Raw genomic sequence first — 16699 nt, 5'->3', positions numbered from 1 at the left:
GGAGGAGCCGGGGGCCGTTCAGGGGGCGACAGACTGCAGCTGTCAGGAGGTATGTACCCCCCGAGTCCGGATCCCACACATCTCAGTTCTGTTGCAACCGAGCGCATGTTTTCTGGGCGTCGCAGCCGGCGAACCGACCCTTGCGACCAGTGCCACTGTCACACTGCTCATCAGTCTAACGGGAGAGTCGCCAACACAAAAGCCCGGGTCGCTCGGCGTTTCTCCCAGGTGCCTATCCTCGGACCCATGGAGCATGCCGGATCGCCCTCTGACACCGCCCGATCGGCCGCCTTCTTCGATCTGGACAAGACCATCATCGCGCGCTCGAGCACGCTCGCCTTCTCCCGCCCGTTCTATGCCGGCGGGCTGATCAACCGGCGAGCCGTGTTACGCAGCGTGTACGCCCAGTTCGTCTATCTGCTCGGTGGCGCCGACCACGACCAGATGGAGCGGATGCGCGAATACCTCTCGGCGATGTGCACCGGCTGGGACGTCGGCACCGTGAAGGCGATCGTCGCCGACACCCTGCACCACATCGTGACACCGATGATCTTCGAAGAGGCGGTCGAGCTGATCGACCGGCACCACGCGGCCGGCCGCGACGTGGTGATCGTCTCGACGTCGGGCGCCGAGGTAGTCGAGCCGATCGGCGCGATGCTCGGCGCCGACAAGGTGATCGCCACCCGGATGGTAGTTGCCGACGGCAAGTACACCGGTGAGATCGCGGAATACACCTACGGACCACACAAAGAGACCGCGATCCGGGCGCTGGCCGCCACCGAGGGTTACGACCTGGCGAGCAGCTACGCCTACTCCGACTCGGTCACCGACGAGCCGATGCTGGCCGCCGTCGGGCACCCGTTCGCCGTCAACCCGGACAAGGCCCTGCGCCGGCTCGCACAGTCCCGCGACTGGCCGGTCCTGGATTTCAACGAACCGGTCGGCCTCACGGAGCGTTCCCGCCTCAAGGATGTACGGCGCCCCGTACTGGCCGCCAGCCTGGTCGCAAGCATCGCCGCCGGAGCTTTCCTCTTGGCATCAAGGCGGCGCGGCAGACTATCGGCGGAGTAGCCCAAAGCTGAAGTTTGCTTCATTCTTCTCAACTCCATGAACACCGCGCATCCCCTTCACAGGAAGGGATTCGAGGAGTACAAAGGAAGCACAAAGGATCTTCGGATCCGGTAGAGATTGCACGGCAGTCAGGTACCCACGCGGCGACCAGCCCATCCCAACCGGGCAGTTCGACCCAGGCTAGTCCTGTGGCGGCAGACAGGTGCACGCATGGTAACCAGAATGACGTGCCAGCGACGGCGCTCTCCCCGTGAGAGCGCCGTTCGCATGGGTCAGTAAAACAACGAGGTTCAGCCCGCCAGCGGGGAGCGCTCGGCTCCGAGGGCAACGACTTCACAGGACCGCAGCAACCAATCGCGGACCCCGACCAAACCTCGTACTGCATAGTCGGTCAGCGCCGGCGCATAGGTTGCCGACAACTCCCAGTGACCGAGCTCCGGGACCGTGACCGCCACCGGGTCGATGCCTCGGGCAACCAAAATCGCTCGCTCGGCGGCTCGGGCGACCAGACCGTTGGCGGTCGGAAAAGGACGCAGTACGGCGAGCTCGGCGTGCACGATCGCGGCGACCACCAGGCCCGGCGCCTTGGACGGGCGGCTCAGCGCCTTCCCCAGCGCGCTCAGCCGCTCCCACATCTCGTCAGCGGGCGGTGCCGGCGGCAGTCCGGGGATGTCGTCGGGCACTGGCTCCCGGCTGGTCCGCAGATGGCCCAGTGTCGGCTCCGGGCCCAGATCGGCCCCAGCCAACTGGTGCAGTCTGGTCCACACCTGTACTGGCGCAGTGTCCATTTGAGACACGAGCCCCATCAGCTCACCAGTGATCCGGACCGCGCCGGTGACCAACGGGTCCGCACTCCCCTGTCGCGCGTCCTCCAGCGTCGCAGTGCTGCCAGCCAGCGCCGCTGACGCGTGAGCGCCCCGCAGCAGCGCCTCCGCGGTCATGTCCGCGCCCACCTTGCGCAGCCCCCGGTCCCGGAGCAGTACGTCGACCCCGTCCCGCGCTGCACGTGCCGCTGAACCGACCCCTTCCAGAGTGGCCAGGGGCTCGAACACATCCGTTGTCATAGGTGCAGCCTAGGATGACTCGGCATGGCGCTCGGCACCGTCCCCAAGTTCAGCATCGTGGTTCCCTGCCATGCCTCCCGGGCGTGGTTGCGGCCCTGCCTGGACTCGGTGCTGAGCCAGTCCTTCACCGACTTCGAGGTGCTGGGGGTCGACGACGCGGATGCGGACGGCTCCGGCCGCATCCTGGACGAGTACGCCGCCGCGGACCCCCGGGTGCGAGTGCTGCACCTGGAGGAGAACGTCGGGCTCGGTCCGGCCCGGAACGCCGGGCTCAAGGAGTGCCGCGGGCAGTACGTGCTCTTCCTCGACGCTGACGACCTCTACCGGCCGGGCTCGCTGGAGGCCATTGCCCGCCGGATCGACGACACCGGGCAGCCGGACATCGTCCTGTTCGACTACGAGCGGGTCTTCTGGGACGGCCGCGTGGTCGGCAACCAGCGGCACGACGCGTTCGCCCGGGAGGGCGCCGGAGTGTTCACTGCGGCGGAGCGGCCGATCTTCCTCACCTTCCTCGAGGTGGTCTGGAACAAGGCCTGCCGGCGCGACTTCCTCACCCGGCACGGCTTCGCCTTCACCGCCGGCTTCTACGAGGACGCCCCGTGGACGTACTCGACCATGCTGACCGCGGAGCGGATCGCGACGCTGGACCGCGTGGTGGTGCACTATCGGCAGCACCGCACCGGCGGGAACATCCACGCCACCCGCGGTCGCCGGCAGTGGGACATCTTCGACCAGTACGACCGGGTGCACGCGTTCATCCAGTCCGATCCGGAACTGGCCGGCTGGCGGCGGTTCGCCTTCGACCGGTCACTGGACCACATCCTCGCCGTACTGGCGAAGCCGGAGCGGATCGGGCCGGAGGACCGCGCGGACTTCTTCCATGCGGCGCATGCGTTCGCCAAGCGGTGGAAGCCGGACGGGTACAACGCTGAGCGCAGCAGGCGCGGGTTCCGGCGCTGGCAGCTCGTCTACGACGACTATGCGACGTTCTCCACGCTCAAGGTGACCGGGAAGGTGCTACAGCTCCCCAGCCCGCGTAAGAGCGCTGGCAAGCTGTTCCACCGCGCCAAACTGGACCCGAACCTGGCCGTGTACGCCGCCTCCCGGTGCACTCGGTATGCATGCAACCCGCGAGCGATCTACGAAACGGCCGCTGAGCTGGCACCGCAGGTCCGCGGCGTCTGGGTCATCGCCCCGGAGCACTTGGAAGACATCCCGGAGGGCGTCGAATACGTCGTCGCGGGCTCACCGGCGTACCAGAAGCTGCTCGGGCGGGCGACGTACTTCGTCAACAACGCCAACTGGCCGCGGGGCGTGGTGAAGCGGCCTGGCCAGGTCCAGCTGCAGACTCAGCACGGCACACCGCTCAAAACACTGAGCACTGGCCCGGATCTGGACCTGGTGGATCGCTGGGACTTCAACCTGTCGTCCAACCGGTACTCCTCGGAGATCTGGGAGCGCACTTTCCCGTCGTACTACGAGGAGCTCGAGTACGGCTACCCGCGCAACGACCGGCTGCTGACAGCGACGCTGGAGGACGTCAGGGCGATCAGAGCCTCGCTCGGGTTCGATGACTCGCAACTGGTGGTGCTGGACGCCCGTGAGGAGTCGCACTACGACCTGGGCGGGCTCACTGACGCGGCGGTGCTCGATGTGAACGCCGGTCCGCGCGTCGACGACCTGATGCTGGCGGCCGACGTACTGATCACGGACTACTCGTCGCTCGCCTTCGACTACGCGAATCTGGACCGCCCGATCGTGCTGCTGCTCGAGGGCAGTCCCGGTGCGACCTACTTCGACCTCACCGAGTTCCCACCGGGGTTGGTGGCGCGCTCTGCGGACGAACTGGCCGCTGCCTTCCACAGTGGCGCGTTCGCGGCATCAGAGGCCGCCAAGCACCGACAGCTGTTCCGGGAACGCTTCTGCGAGTACGACGACGGCCGGGCCGGCGAGCGCGTCGTACGGCGGGTGTTCTTGGGTGAGGACGACGTACCGGCGGTGACTCCGCTCCGGGAGCGCACGCCAGCACCCTCGGCGTACTTCGTGCATAATGGCTGACATGCGACGACGACAGACTGCCTGAACACCTCAGCCTTCCCTGTTCACGTCTGTCATTTTTAAGGACTTCGCATGTCCGCTCTTGTGTCTGTGCTTTCCTCCAGACTCTTCGATGCTTCCGGCTCGACGCTCGACCCTGAGCTGCGGTCGGCGACCAAACCCGAGTTCGGCCACTACCAGAGCAATCTGGCACTGCGGCTGGCCAACCAGCTCGGTCAGCCGCCTCGGGAGGTAGCCGCACGCCTGGTTGCCGCCCTCAAGGTCGATGACCTGTGTGAGCCGCCTGCGATCGCTGGGCCCGGATTCATCAACCTGACCGTGCGGTCCGACGTACTGGCGGCCGCAGTCAACGCCCGTACGGCGTTTGCGCCGCGGGGCGAGCGGGTTGTCGTCGACTACTCGCAGCCGAATGTCGCCAAGCAGATGCATGTCGGTCACCTGCGGTCGACGGTGATCGGTGACTCGGTCTGCAACGTGCTGCAGTACGTCGGCTACGAGGTGATTCGGCAGAACCACGTCGGCGACTGGGGTACGCAGTACGGGATGATGATCGAGCAGTTGCTCGAAGAGGGCCTGGACGCGGAAACGCTTGATCTGCAAGGGCTGCAGAAGCTGTACGAGCGGAGTCGGCGGCACTTCGACAGTGACAGTGCGTTCGCCGATCTGGCCCGGCTGCGGGTCGTCGCGCTCCAGACCGGCGATCCGGCGACGCGGGCGAACTGGCAGCACATGGTGGACGTCAGTCTGGCTGACTTCGAGCAGGTCTATGCGCGGCTCGGCTCTGCGCTGACCCGGGATGACGTGGTCGGCGAGAGCGCCTACAACGACGACCTGCCGGTGATCGTGGCGGAGCTTGAGCAGGACGGTCTACTGACCGAGTCTGACGGCGCCTCGTGCGCTTTCCTGCCTGGGTACGTCGGACGCGACGGACTGCCGCTGCCTGTCATCGTGCGGAAGTCAGATGGTGGATTCGGTTACAGCGCTACCGATCTGGCAGCGATCCGGCATCGGGTGCAGGATCTGGACGCACAGCGGATCGTGTATGTCGTCGACCATCGGCAGGCGCTGCATTTCGAGATGATCTTCGCGCTGTCGCGGGCCGCCAGCTGGTTGCCTTCAACAACGACAGCAGAGCATGTCAGCTTCGGGACTGTGCTCGGTCCGGGCGGTAAGCCGTTCAAGACCAGAGACGGTGGGACGGTCAAACTAACCACGCTGCTTGACGAGGCGGTCGAGCGGGCGGACAAGATCCTGGAAGAGCGGGGCGTGGCCGACCGGACCGAGATCGCGCAGGCAGTGGGCATCGGCGCGGTCAAGTACTCCGACCTGTCCAGCGACCGGGACAACGACTACGTGTTCGACCTGGACCGCATGGTTGCCATGAGCGGCAACACTGGCCCGTACCTGCAGTACGCGCACGCACGGCTCACTCGGCTGCTCTCCAATGCCGGTGAGCCCAGTGGTGCGGTTACGCTTCTCGATCACCCGGTGGAGCAGCGGCTCGCGCTACTGCTGACGGGCTTCGACGACACCGTCGTACAGGTTGCTGAGACTCTGCAGCCGCACCGGCTGTGTACCTATCTCTATGAGCTGGCTGCTGCACTGTCGGTGTTCTACGAGCAGTGTCCGGTGTTGAAGAGCGAGGGAGAGACCAGAGCAAGCCGGATAAACCTGTGCGCAGCGACCCGGCAGGTGTTGCAGGATGGGCTTGGTTTACTGGGCATCGCGGCACCTGACGCGATGTGACTCTCTGAAGGGGCTGCCGATGCTGCCATGGTCGATCGACTGGGCGGGAAGACTGGAGCAGAGGACGTACGAGAGTGCGTTGCTGCGTGGGAACCCGCTGGGAGACCCGCACGAGCGACCGGTGCTGGTCTACGTGCCACCCGGGTACGACGAGTCCGACCAGCGCTACCCGGTCGTCTACGTGACCATGGGCTTCACCGGCCACCTTGGGATGTTCTTCAACCGCATGGCCTTCCGGCAGCCCTACCCGGAGCTGCTGGACGCGATGTTCGCGACCGGCGACGTACCGCCGGCCATCGTCGTGTTCGTCGACACCTGGACCCGGTACGGCGGCAGCCAGAGTCTCGACTCCCCTGGCACCGGCCAATACCTGTCCTACGTCTGCGACGAGATCGTGCCGTGGGTGGACGCGTCGTACCGGACTGTTGCCGACCGCGACCACCGGGCGATGACTGGTAAGTCCAGCGGCGGCTACACCGCCATGGTGATGCCTCTGATGCGGCCGGACGTTTTCGGCTCCCTGGCGACGCATGCAGGTGATGCGAGCTTCGAGGTCAGCTACCGCAGCGACTTCCCCAGACTCGCCCGCGTACTGCGGGACAAGTACGACGGTGACATCCAGAACTTCCTCAAGGACGCCGCGACGCGTACAGACCGCCTGCAGAGTGAGGACATCGATCTCTTCGAGATCTACGGCGTCGCCTCCTCGTTCTCCGCGGCGCCGGACGGGACGGTGCTGCTGCCGTTCGACGACCTCGGTGAAGTGGTTCCGGAGGTCTGGGAGCGCTGGATGGCACTGGACCCGGTCGAGATGCTGAAACAACCCCAGTACGCCGAAGCTGCGCGCTCTATGCGAGCCATCTGGATCGACGCCGGCCGCAGCGACGAGTACTACCTCGATCTGGGTGCCACGGCGTTCCACCGCGGTCTGCAGGCGATCGGCGTACCGGAGGAGAAGGTGTACTTCGAGCTGTTCGACGGCAAGCACGGTGGCATCGAGTACCGCTACCCGCTGGCGGTGCGCTGGCTCTGCGAGCAGTTCCAGTGAGTTGGCCCCACGGCATCACCGCACGGCCGCTGGAGAAGAACGACGTACAAGCGTGGGCCGATCTGCTGGCCGCACGCGAGCAGGTCGACCAAGGTGGCGAGCACTACACCTCCGAGGACCTACTTGAGGAGCTGGAGAATCCGCAGCTCGAGTTGAGCCGTGACACCGTCGGGCTGTGGGCGGACGGGCAACTGGTCGGCTTCGGCCAGATGTACCCGCAGACGACGATCTTCGACGTGGACAGGCAGGGCGGTCAGGGTGCCGTTCATCCGGCGTGGCGGCGCCGCGGCCTTGGCACGGCGTTGATGGAGTGGCTGATCCACCGGGCCGGTGAGCTGCACCTCGCCAACCATCCGGACAGCCCCGGTGAGGTGCGCTGCAGCACCATCAGCACGAATGCCGGTGCGGTACAGCTGTTCCGCGGTCTGGGCTTCGAGGAGACGCGCTACTTCCTGGACATGAAGCGGCCGCTCGACGAGCCGGTGCCGGCGTTCGACGTACCGGAGGGCTTTCGGCTGGCGCCGTTCGACCGGGAGTACGACGAGGCGCTGCGGCTGACGCACAACGAGGTGTTCCGGGACCACTGGGGTTCGACTCCTCGGGATCCGCAGAGCTGGCAGTCCACGGTGATCGGCACGCGCGCGTTCCGACCGGAGCTGTCGTATCTGGTGCTGGAGGGCGAGACGATCGCGGCGTATGTGCTCGGCTACGAGTACGTCGCAGATGTCGAGGCCACCGGAGTGCGGGAGGCGCATGTCGGCCGGGTCGGCACGCGGCGCGAATACCGGGGACGTGGGTTGGCCCGGGTCGCTCTGGCAGAGGTGCTTGCCGAGAGCGCCCGGGCTGGGTTTCAGCGGGCTGGGCTAGGCGTGGATGCCGACGGTGCCACTGGTGCCCTCGGTCTCTACGAGGGCCTTGGCTTCGGCGTCCACAGCAAGTGGATCACCTTCAGCCGGGCGCTTTAGCCACGTCCAGGGCTTCACGCTGATCACGATCATCGTGAGGCTCAGGGCGGCGTATACGAGGGCTCCGATGAAGGCTGCGTGGACGCCATCGGTCAGTACGGCGCGGGGCGTCGTACCGGTGGAGTTGCGGTTGGCGGTGCCGAAGAGGGTGACCAGGATGCCTAGGCCTAGTGCGCCACCGACCTGCTGGACCACGTTCAGCAGACCGGATGCGGCGCCGGAGTCCTCCGGGGCGACGTTGGCGATGGCTCGGCCGACCAGCGGGATGAAGAGCATGCCGGCGCCGAAGCCGAAGACCACCATCGGTCCGACGACGTCGGCGAGGTAGCTGCTGTTCGTGTCGAGGCGCAGAAGCCAGAGCGTGCCGGTGGTGATGAGCACCGAGCCCAGGAGCATCAGGCGCGAGCCGTCGATGCGGTTGAGGATCTTCGGGACTACGCGGGACGAGGCGAAGAGCAGGCCGGTCATGGGCAGGAACGCCAGGCCGGCTGCGAGCGGGCTGAGCTCCAGCACACCCTGCAGGTACTGGGTGAGGAAGAAGAACATCCCCATCATCGTCCCGACGACCAACAGCATCGTCACGTACGACGCTGAGCGGGATGCGGACCGGAAGAGTCGCAGCGGCACGATCGGGTGGCTGACGCGGCGCTCGATCAGCACGAAGGCCACCAGCAGCACCACACCGGCGCTGAACGCGGCGAGCGCCTCAGGGGCGGTCCAGCCGATCTCGGCGACGCGAATGAAGCCGTAAACGAGTGAGCTGATGCCGATCGTCGACGTGAGCGCACCGGCGATGTCGAAGCGGCCGGTCTCCCGCTCCGTCTCGGTCAGGACGAGGCGGGCGGCGATGATCAGCCCGATACCGATCGGGACGTTGATGAACAGACCCCAGCGCCACGAGGCCCAGTCGGTCAGCATGCCGCCGAGGACCAGGCCGACGCTGCCGCCACCGGACGAGACCAGGCTGTAGTAGCCCAGCGCCTTCATCCGCTCGGGGCCTTCGCGGTAGGTGAGCATCATGAGGGTCAGTGCGGCCGGGGCTGCGATGGCGCCACCGACGCCCTGCAGCACGCGCGCAGTGAGCAGGAGCTCGGCGTTCGGAGCGAGTCCGCCGAGCAGGGAAGCGAGGGTGAAGACGCTGACGCCGGTGATGAAGACACGGCGGCGGCCGAGCAGGTCGCCGGCACGGGCGCCGAGCAGGAGCAGACCGCCGAAGGCCAGGGCGTAGGCGTTCTGCACCCAGGACAGGCTGGATGGGCTGAAATCGAGGGCGTGCTGGATCTTGGGCATTGCGATGTTCACCACGGTCGCATCCAGGATCACCATCAACTGGGTGACCAGGATGACCGCGAGAACAACCCCGGGTCGCCGGGTGGTCGTGCCTGACATAGTGCTCCTTACCCCAAGGGGGCTACAGTTGTGAGAGGAAGTGGAGTAGGCCTCCGTTTCACCATACGGAGGCACCCTCCGCTTTGCAAGCGATATCCTCAGCGGACTTTTGTTCGAGGGAGGCTCGATGGCATCAACACCGCTGCCCACCACGCGGCCGACCCGCGCGGATGCGGCCCGCAACTACGACCTGCTGGTGACGGCTGCCCGGCAGACGTTCGCCGAGCACGGCACGGACACGTCGCTCGAGGAGATCGCGCGGCGGGCCGGCGTCGGCATCGGCACGCTCTACCGACGATTCCCGAGCCGGACCGCTCTGCTCGAGGCCGTGTACGTCGACGAGATCCAGTCGGTCTGTGATCGCGCGTACGACTTCGACCGCGAGCTGCCGCCGTTCGAGGCGCTGGCAGCCTGGCTGCGGAGTTTCGTCGGCTACGGCCTGTCGAAGAAGACGCTCGCCGTCGAGCTGATGAACGCCCTCGGCAAGGACTCGCCGTTCTTCAAGTCCTGCAAGGCGAATGTCGTGGAGGCAGGCCAGCTGCTGCTGGACAAGGCGAAGGCGAGCGGCGAGGTCCGGGCCGAGCTCGCGCTGGACGATGTCATGCGTCTGGTCGGCGGGATCAACATGGGCCGCGACACGGAGCCGGAGCAAGCGATGCGGCTGCTCGACATCGTGCTGTGCGGTCTCAGACCCCCTGCGACCTGACCTCGGCCAGCGACGGACTCGTAGCGTCCTTCTCGGTGAAGCTGAGCTCTTCACCCGGCCAATCGATCGCCAGCTCCGGATCGAACGGGTTCACCGCGATCCGCTCCGGTGACCAGGGCTCGTTCACCAGGAAGTTGTAGACCGTGTGCGGCGCGATCGTGCAGAACGAATTGCCGAGCCCGCGCGGGACATACAGCGCATCACCCACGCCGAGCTCGAACGTCTCCACCTTTGCCTCGGGCAGCTCGACGATCGCCACGAAGACCCGGCCGGCCGACGGTGACAAGTACTTGTCCCAGGGCTCGGCGTGGACGCCGCGCAGGATTCCCGCGCTCTCGAAATACGCGACGTTGTGCTGGACGACCTCGTACGGCGGCATCCCGGCGGCCGCGAGTTTGTCCCGGTGGAAGCTCTCCTCGAACCAGCCGTCGGGGTTCCGCTGGAGATCAAGCTCGATCCGCAGCAGGCCCGCGATGGAGGTCTCGTGCACCTTCACCGGCGAACCTGTCGTTTGGCGTCGATCTGCGCCTGGTCGGCGGCACTCAGCCCGGCCTCCCAGCCGGCGCCGTTGGTGATCCGGGTCCGCCGGGTCGTCGTGTTCGGGAACAGCTTGCTGAACAAGGCATCCACCTGCTCCTCGCGGCGCGACAGCACCGGCAGCAGGCGATCAGCATCCTCGGCCGCCACGGCGGCCTGGGTCGCCTCGGTCGCGGCCCGCAGCCGCTCACCGATCCGCTGCGCATAAGCCATCAGGAACGACTGGCGGAACGACCTCGTGCGCGATTCGCCGTACCGGCCGGTGTGCTTGCCGGAGACAAGCATCGCGCGATTCGCCTGCACCAGCAGGGATGTGGCGAGGATCTCGGTGAGCTGCAGATCGAGGTCGACTCCCATGACGGTGACGACGGCGAGCTGCTCGATCATGACTGTGCGGCAACGGTTCGCGGAGGCGACCGAGCTGACCAGCTGGGCCTTGGCCGACACGTACGGCGTGTCCAGCCAGATCCGCCGGGCGGACGAGTCGTCGGGGATCTCGACCGCGGGGTCCGCCTCGACCAGCGCCCGGTCGAGCGCGAACTTGGCCATCAGCTCCTGGGCCTTGCCGGACAGCGCCTCGGCCTCTTCGGGGAACTCGGTCGCCTCCGCCTTGGCGAGCAGGCTGCGGATCCGCGAGAGCATCTTCGCGGTCGCCGGGACCACGGCCCGGTCGCCGCTCCGCCGTACCGTCGTGCCTGGGGGTGGGATCAGCCGGGCCAACGGCGGCAGGGACTGCAGCACGCCGGCCAGCTCGAGTGTGTGGCGCAACGTGAGGTAGCGCCCGGTGCGCCGGCTCGTGGCCCACGCGGTCAGGTCAAGCTCCTCGTACGGCGGCTCGATGCCGAGGTCGAGGAGCTGGTCGAGCCAGCGCGGATCGACCGTCTCGTCGCGATAGCCGCGGTGCTCGGCAGCGATCGCGGCCAGCAACAGCGGCTCGACCCCCGCAGTGAACTCGCGGCGCCCGTGCTGGAAGACATCGGCCGGCGTCCAGCCGTGCTCCCAGGTGGTCCGGAGCAGGCCGGCCAGGAAGCCGTGCAGGACACGATCCACCTGACCTTGGTCGCGTTCGTCGTACCCACCGAGACGGGCCAGTTCGGAATCGGCCCGATCGTCGTGCAGGGCAACGATCGCAGCCGCCATCGGCAGCAGGCGCAGGATCTCGTCGTCACTCACGCCGTCGAGTCTGACACCGACCGCACGCGCACCCAAACCGCTCGGTCGCAGCCTGTGGAAAACCTGTCGCCGAAGGGTCGCCAGGGTCTCAGATCGATGCGGCTCCGTCGATGACCAGCACCTGACCGTTGATGTTGGTGTTGTCCAGCAGCAGCATCCGGACCACGGGGACGACGTCCTCTGGCTCGGTCAGGTGGCCGGTCGGTGTACGGCGGACGATTTGGTCCAGCTGGGTCTGTCCGAGCACGGCTGACATCTCGGAGGCGAAGAAGCCCGGCGCTACAGCGTTGGCGAGGACACGGCCACCCAGTTCGCGTGCGAGTGAGCGGGTGGCCGCATCCATGCCGCCCTTGGTTGCCGAGTAGGCGACCAGGCCTGGGTAGCCGCGTTGCGCGCAGATCGAGGTGACGTTGACGATCCGGCCCTTCAGGCCCTTGGCGAGCATCCGGCGCAGCACGAACCGCGTGAGTAGCAGTGGCGCGGTCAGGTTGGTCTGGATGATGTCCTCGAGCCGCTCCGGGCTGGTGTGGACGTGCAGCGAGTCCTGACCGATCGCAGCGTTGTTCACCAGGGCGTCGACCGGGCCGAGTGTCGACTCCACGGTCTTCACAAACGCTTGTACGGCTGGGGTGTCGTTGATGTCGACAGGACCGGCGTACAGGTGGTCTGGGTACTTCGCGGCAAGCTCGGTGAGCTCTGGGGTCACTGTGCGGGCGAAAGCGGCCACCTTGATCCCTGCGGTGAGCAGGTCGGTGACAATCGCCAGACCGAGGCCGCGGGAACCACCCGAGACCAGTACGACGGAGGCGGGCGGTACGGACTCAGACATCGCTTTTCAGCGTCTCCTTCTGCGGGATCTCGTCCAGGAACTTGATCCGCCGCGGTACGCCGTAGTCCGGCAGACGGCTCGAGCACCACTGCACCAGGTCGACATCGGCGATCGGACCGAGCGAGTCGTTGGTCACGACCTCGGCGGCGACCATGCGGCCGACCAGTGGGGCTTTGCGGGCGAACACTCGGGCCCAGGCGACGCCGGGGTGAGCCATCAGCACACCGCGGACCACGCCGGCTGACACCTTCGATCCGCCGACGTTGATCTCGTCGGTGTCGAGGCGGCCGGTGATCAGCACGCGGTCGCCGTCGTACTCGATGCGGTCGCCGGTGTGGACCGCTCCGACCAGCCCCGCGCCGTGGTGCGGCGAGCGGATCACCAACTCGTCGCCCTCCACCGACAGCATCGGCCTGTCGGGGTCAGGGGCGCGCTGCAGCCACTCCCGCGGGAAGCCGGCCTTGCCGTCGTGCACCACGATCGATGCGCCGACCTCTGAGGACGCATAGATCCAGGAGATCCGCGCTTTGGGGAAGAGGTCGTGGAGCTGGTCGAGGATCGCCTGGTCGACCGGCTCACCGCCAAGCGTGATCTGCTCCAGCGGTACGGCGGCCAGCGCCTCCGCATCACGGTAGATCGCCTGCCGCCAGAAGGTCGGCGTACCGGAGGCTGCTGTGACACCGTGCCGGGCTGCGATGAGAGGCCAGTCCTCCAGCTCATGCGGCTCGATGACGACCAGGCCCTGGTCTGGCTGGGTCAGGGAGATCATGACGACCTGCCACCAGGCGTACGTACCGGGCGAGTAGGGCAGGAGCCAGGTACGCGGAGGTTGGTCTGCGGTCACTGTGGTGAGTGACTCGAGTGTGTGACCGATGCGCTTCGGACGACCAGTAGAACCAGAGGTGAGCAACCAGGCGCGGCCCGACTCCTCCACACGCTTCAAGGTGGCCGGTGTGACCTTGCCGTCGGGCAGGACGATCGAGAAGCCGGATTCGCCAAGCTCTTCGCGCATGTACTCGTCTACGCGCGAGCTGGTGGCGACCAGTAGCTCTGTGCCATGCACTGCGTGGTGTCGAAGCGCTGCGAGCGCATCCGCGCCGTTGTCGACGAGCACTGCGGCCGGGGACGGCAGTTGGGGAAGCTTGTGCAGCGTCCGCCAGGTCAGGCTCTTGCCGGCGACGACCACGGTGTTGTCGTCACCGATCAGTGCGGTGGTCCGGCGTCGGGTGGTCACGCTGACTGAAGTTGCTCGATGAAATCCAGTACGTCGCCGATGGTGGCAATCCGGCGCAGCCCAGGGGCATCGAAGTTCAGCTCGTCGTCCAGCTCGTCCTCTACCCGGAGGGCCAGCTCGGAGAAGTCCAGCGACCGGAATCCGATCGTCCGCAGCTCGGCGCTGTCATCGGCCGGTAAGGACCGTCCTTGGGCAGTCATCACCTCACCCATCAACTCCCGGACCCTGTCCCGCGCCACCGAACTCATGGTCACAGAGCCTAGCTGGTGGGCGCGGGCGGCGGAGCGCTGCTTTGAGCCGCTTCATCCGGCTGGAGATCTCCCAGCCGATCAGTGCGATCAGTGGGCTCGCGGCAGCGATCGCGGCGAGCAGTACCTCTTCGACCGGCAGGCCGGCGATGTGGAGGGCGACCATGGGACCTCCCGAAAGCTGCGCGAGCTGGGAGGTTACTGAGTGTAAAGGCGATCGTGCTGGTGGTAAACGGCTCGGCGCTCCGGTGTCATGCCTAGACTCTCCGGGTGACCGCAGCCGGCGAGGGGGACAAGAAGACCGCAGCAGAGGCGGTCACGCAGGAACTGACGGCTGTTCCAGCCGGAAAGCCCGCCGAGAAGCCTGCAGAAAAGACAGCTGCGACTCCGGTTGAGAAGACTGCTGCGACGGTTGAGAAGCCTGCTGAGAAGAAACCGAAGCGGCGACTCTGGCGGCGCGGGGAGCGGCGGCTGACTGGACGTGGCGCGCGGGCCGCCGGCCTGGTGAGTCTGCCGGTGCTGCCGCTGGCCTGGTTCGTGGGATTGCAGGAGCATCCGGTCTGGATGCCGATCGCGTACCTGGCCTATTTCCTCGTGGTGATCGCCATTCCGGGGACCATGTTCTGGCGGCGGCTGACCGGTGGGACCGGCTGGTTCACAGTGGACGCGGTGCTCGGCACTGCGTTCGGGCTGGCGGTCGAGGCCCTGATCTACCCGGCCGGGATGTTCTTCAACATGCCGTTCGCTGCCCTGCTGATGCCAGCGCTCGCGGTCGGCATGGTCCGGGCGCTCCCCCGCGCCCCACGATCCGCGCGACCGACGCCATGGTGGGCAACAGCCGGCGTGATGGTCGCAGTGGGCGCAGCAGCTGCGTGGTTCGTCCGTACCGGCTCACAGCTCATCCCATTGAACGGACCAGCTGCACTCCGGCCGAACTCCGACGCACCGCACAACCTGGCCATCGCTGGCGAGCTGACCCACCACTTCCCGCCGAGACTCCCGTACGCCGATGGCCGCTGGCTGACCGGACACTGGGCGGCGTACGACCACATCGCTTCGTCGCACTGGATCACCACCATCCCGCTCGACGTACTGACGCACCGGATGGTCCCGTTCGCGTGGATCCTCCTGACCGTCACGGGCGCTGCCGCACTGGGCGTCCTGCTGACCGGACGCGCAGTGGCCGCACCGATCGCCGCTGGACTGACAGTGGCGGCTGGAGACCTCACCGCGTGGCCCTGGGCTGTATCGGACCGGGTGTTCGCCGATGGGCCGTTCTCACTCGGCCAGCTGACTAATCCGCCACAGGCGTTTTCCACAGTGCTGTTGCTGCCGCTCATCGCGGTCACTGTGTTGCTGCTGCGGCGAAAGCCCGGTCGCGCGCACTATCCGCATGTCTTCCGGTTGCTGGTAGTGGCCGCCGTACTGGTCACTGCTCTTGCACTCACCAAAGCAACCACACTGCCTGTGTACGGCGCCGGTGTGGCTGCTGCGTGGGTCTATCTGACTGTCCGGAGGGGCCGGCTCAACCTGCGCGGGCTAGCGGTCGGTCTGGGCATCGCTGCGGCATACCTGCTGACCTACTTCGTCGTACTGCGTGGCACGCAGTCCAGCATCCTCGTCAAACCAGGCCAGACCTTCGACCTGCTGGGTGGACGCACTGCAGTCATTGCTGCGGTCGTCGTCATCGGCTGGCTGATGCCGGCCGTCGGTGCACTGCTGATCCGGAGCCGCACTAAACGCGACCCGATGCCAGTGTTCCTCGTCGTCAGTCTGCTCACAGCTATCGCCGCCGCCTCCCTCCTGTACGACGACGGTGGCGCGCAACTCTTCTTCGTCCGCACCGGCTTCCTGTACGGCGTCCTGCTCGCCACCTGGGGGCTGAGTTCGCTGGAGCGCAAGCAGTACTGGATTGCCGCAGTCGCACTGCTGATCGGCGCGGCCGCCATCTACTGGGGCCGCTACCGCTCCCCCGACTCCTGCACTACCACCAACTGCTTCGGCCAGGGGCTAGCGGTCACGCTGGTGATCGCAGCGATCGGCATCGGCCTGTTCGGACTCATCCTGCGCGGGTCCCGCCGTACCTGGGCTGTCATCGCGGTCGCCGTCTTGGTGGGGACCACGGTGTCCCCGACCCTCGCCTCGGTGCGCAAGTTCGCCAAGCCGCCACTGACGGCGTACGAGTCGATTGCACCCGGCGGTATCGAGGCTGCGCGCTTCATCCGGCGCAACTCCGGTGCCAACGACCGGATCGCCACCAACGTGCATTGCCACCAGCCCAGCACCACCCGCTGCCTCGCCGGCTCCTACTGGATCGCCGGCTACGCCGAACGCCGCGTCCTGGTCCAGGGCTGGGCCTACAGCACCCGCGTCGACGACACCTACCCCGGCAAGCCCCAAAGCGACTACTGGGACCAAGAGAAGCTCCGTCTCAACGACGAGGTCTTCAAAAACCCCACCCGCGAACTCCTGGAAACGCTACGCACCAAGTACGGCGTCCAGTGGCTCCTCGTCGACGACCGCGTCACCCAGCCCCCCAAAGACCTGGACCGCCTCACCGACCTCCGCTTCGAGCTAGGCAACGTCCGCGTCTACCAGCTCTACCCGCCGCCCCCGGCCAACAGCCCATTC

15 protein-coding genes are annotated in these 16699 nt (G+C 66.8%); 7 read left to right on the top strand and 8 right to left on the bottom strand.

Annotation, left to right across the window (positions count from 1 at the left end; all coding sequences use genetic code 11):
• Positions 1-246 precede the first annotated feature (246 nt).
• On the top strand, positions 247-1071 hold the full coding sequence (locus E1263_RS37165; protein ID WP_132176200.1) for an HAD family hydrolase: 825 nt from the start codon (positions 247-249) through the stop codon (positions 1069-1071).
• A 290-nt stretch (positions 1072-1361) separates the two neighbouring features.
• On the opposite strand, the gene E1263_RS37160 is transcribed toward E1263_RS37165, so the two are convergent.
• On the bottom strand, positions 1362-2135 hold the full coding sequence (locus tag E1263_RS37160) for a Fic family protein (protein WP_132176198.1): 774 nt from the start codon (positions 2133-2135) through the stop codon (positions 1362-1364).
• A gap of 24 nt (positions 2136-2159) precedes the next feature.
• On the opposite strand from E1263_RS37160, the gene E1263_RS37155 reads away from it, so the two are divergent.
• The 4 genes from E1263_RS37155 to E1263_RS37140 all read left to right on the top strand — a co-directional run bounded on the left by E1263_RS37155 (position 2160) and on the right by E1263_RS37140 (position 7952).
• On the top strand, positions 2160-4193 hold the full coding sequence (locus tag E1263_RS37155) for a bifunctional glycosyltransferase/CDP-glycerol:glycerophosphate glycerophosphotransferase (RefSeq protein WP_132176196.1): 2034 nt from the start codon (positions 2160-2162) through the stop codon (positions 4191-4193).
• Positions 4194-4265: 72 nt separating this feature from the next.
• The gene (argS, locus tag E1263_RS37150) at positions 4266-5939 is read left to right on the top strand and encodes an arginine--tRNA ligase (protein ID WP_132176194.1); all 1674 of its coding nucleotides are present in this window, start codon (positions 4266-4268) and stop codon (positions 5937-5939) included.
• Positions 5940-5958: 19 nt separating this feature from the next.
• Positions 5959-6987 carry an alpha/beta hydrolase gene (locus E1263_RS37145; protein WP_132176192.1) on the top strand — a complete coding sequence of 343 codons (1029 nt, stop codon included), beginning with the start codon at positions 5959-5961 and terminating at the stop codon, positions 6985-6987.
• A complete protein-coding gene (locus tag E1263_RS37140) occupies positions 6984-7952 on the top strand; it encodes a GNAT family N-acetyltransferase (RefSeq protein ID WP_238161882.1) in 969 nt (322 codons plus the stop codon). Before E1263_RS37145 ends, E1263_RS37140 begins: the two co-directional genes overlap by 4 nt.
• On the opposite strand, the gene E1263_RS37135 is transcribed toward E1263_RS37140, so the two are convergent.
• On the bottom strand, positions 7851-9341 hold the full coding sequence (locus E1263_RS37135) for an MFS transporter (protein ID WP_132176188.1): 1491 nt from the start codon (positions 9339-9341) through the stop codon (positions 7851-7853). The genes E1263_RS37140 and E1263_RS37135 overlap by 102 nt on opposite strands.
• A gap of 127 nt (positions 9342-9468) precedes the next feature.
• On the opposite strand from E1263_RS37135, the gene E1263_RS37130 reads away from it, so the two are divergent.
• On the top strand, positions 9469-10047 hold the full coding sequence (locus tag E1263_RS37130; RefSeq protein WP_132176186.1) for a TetR/AcrR family transcriptional regulator: 579 nt from the start codon (positions 9469-9471) through the stop codon (positions 10045-10047).
• Here E1263_RS37130 and E1263_RS37125 read toward each other — a convergent pair.
• The 6 genes from E1263_RS37125 to E1263_RS37100 form a co-directional block, all read right to left on the bottom strand.
• A complete protein-coding gene (locus E1263_RS37125) occupies positions 10028-10543 on the bottom strand; it encodes a dTDP-4-dehydrorhamnose 3,5-epimerase family protein (RefSeq protein WP_132176184.1) in 516 nt (171 codons plus the stop codon). The two genes, E1263_RS37130 and E1263_RS37125, sit on opposite strands and share 20 nt — an antisense overlap.
• Positions 10540-11757: a DUF2786 domain-containing protein gene (locus E1263_RS37120; protein WP_238161881.1), complete on the bottom strand. Its 1218-nt coding sequence runs from the start codon at positions 11755-11757 to the stop codon at positions 10540-10542. The genes E1263_RS37125 and E1263_RS37120 overlap by 4 nt, the downstream gene beginning before the upstream one ends.
• An 88-nt stretch (positions 11758-11845) precedes the next feature.
• A complete protein-coding gene (locus E1263_RS37115; RefSeq protein ID WP_132176182.1) occupies positions 11846-12586 on the bottom strand; it encodes an SDR family NAD(P)-dependent oxidoreductase in 741 nt (246 codons plus the stop codon).
• A complete protein-coding gene (locus tag E1263_RS37110) occupies positions 12579-13820 on the bottom strand; it encodes an AMP-binding protein (RefSeq protein WP_132176180.1) in 1242 nt (413 codons plus the stop codon). The genes E1263_RS37115 and E1263_RS37110 overlap by 8 nt, the downstream gene beginning before the upstream one ends.
• Positions 13817-14059 (bottom strand): acyl carrier protein, encoded by a 243-nt coding sequence (locus tag E1263_RS37105; protein WP_420323405.1) that lies wholly within the window; start codon positions 14057-14059, stop codon positions 13817-13819. Before E1263_RS37105 ends, E1263_RS37110 begins: the two co-directional genes overlap by 4 nt.
• Positions 14025-14234: a hypothetical protein gene (locus tag E1263_RS37100; RefSeq protein WP_132176176.1), complete on the bottom strand. Its 210-nt coding sequence runs from the start codon at positions 14232-14234 to the stop codon at positions 14025-14027. Before E1263_RS37100 ends, E1263_RS37105 begins: the two co-directional genes overlap by 35 nt.
• 104 nt (positions 14235-14338) lie before the next feature.
• On the opposite strand from E1263_RS37100, the gene E1263_RS37095 reads away from it, so the two are divergent.
• Positions 14339-16699 (top strand): hypothetical protein (locus E1263_RS37095; RefSeq protein ID WP_202869241.1); only part of this gene is annotated, 2361 nt, incomplete at its 3' end.

It is taken from the genome of Kribbella antibiotica, assembly GCF_004349055.1.
Classification (GTDB): Bacteria; Actinomycetota; Actinomycetes; order Propionibacteriales; family Kribbellaceae; genus Kribbella; species Kribbella antibiotica.
This window is presented reverse-complemented; position numbering and strand designations above follow the sequence as displayed.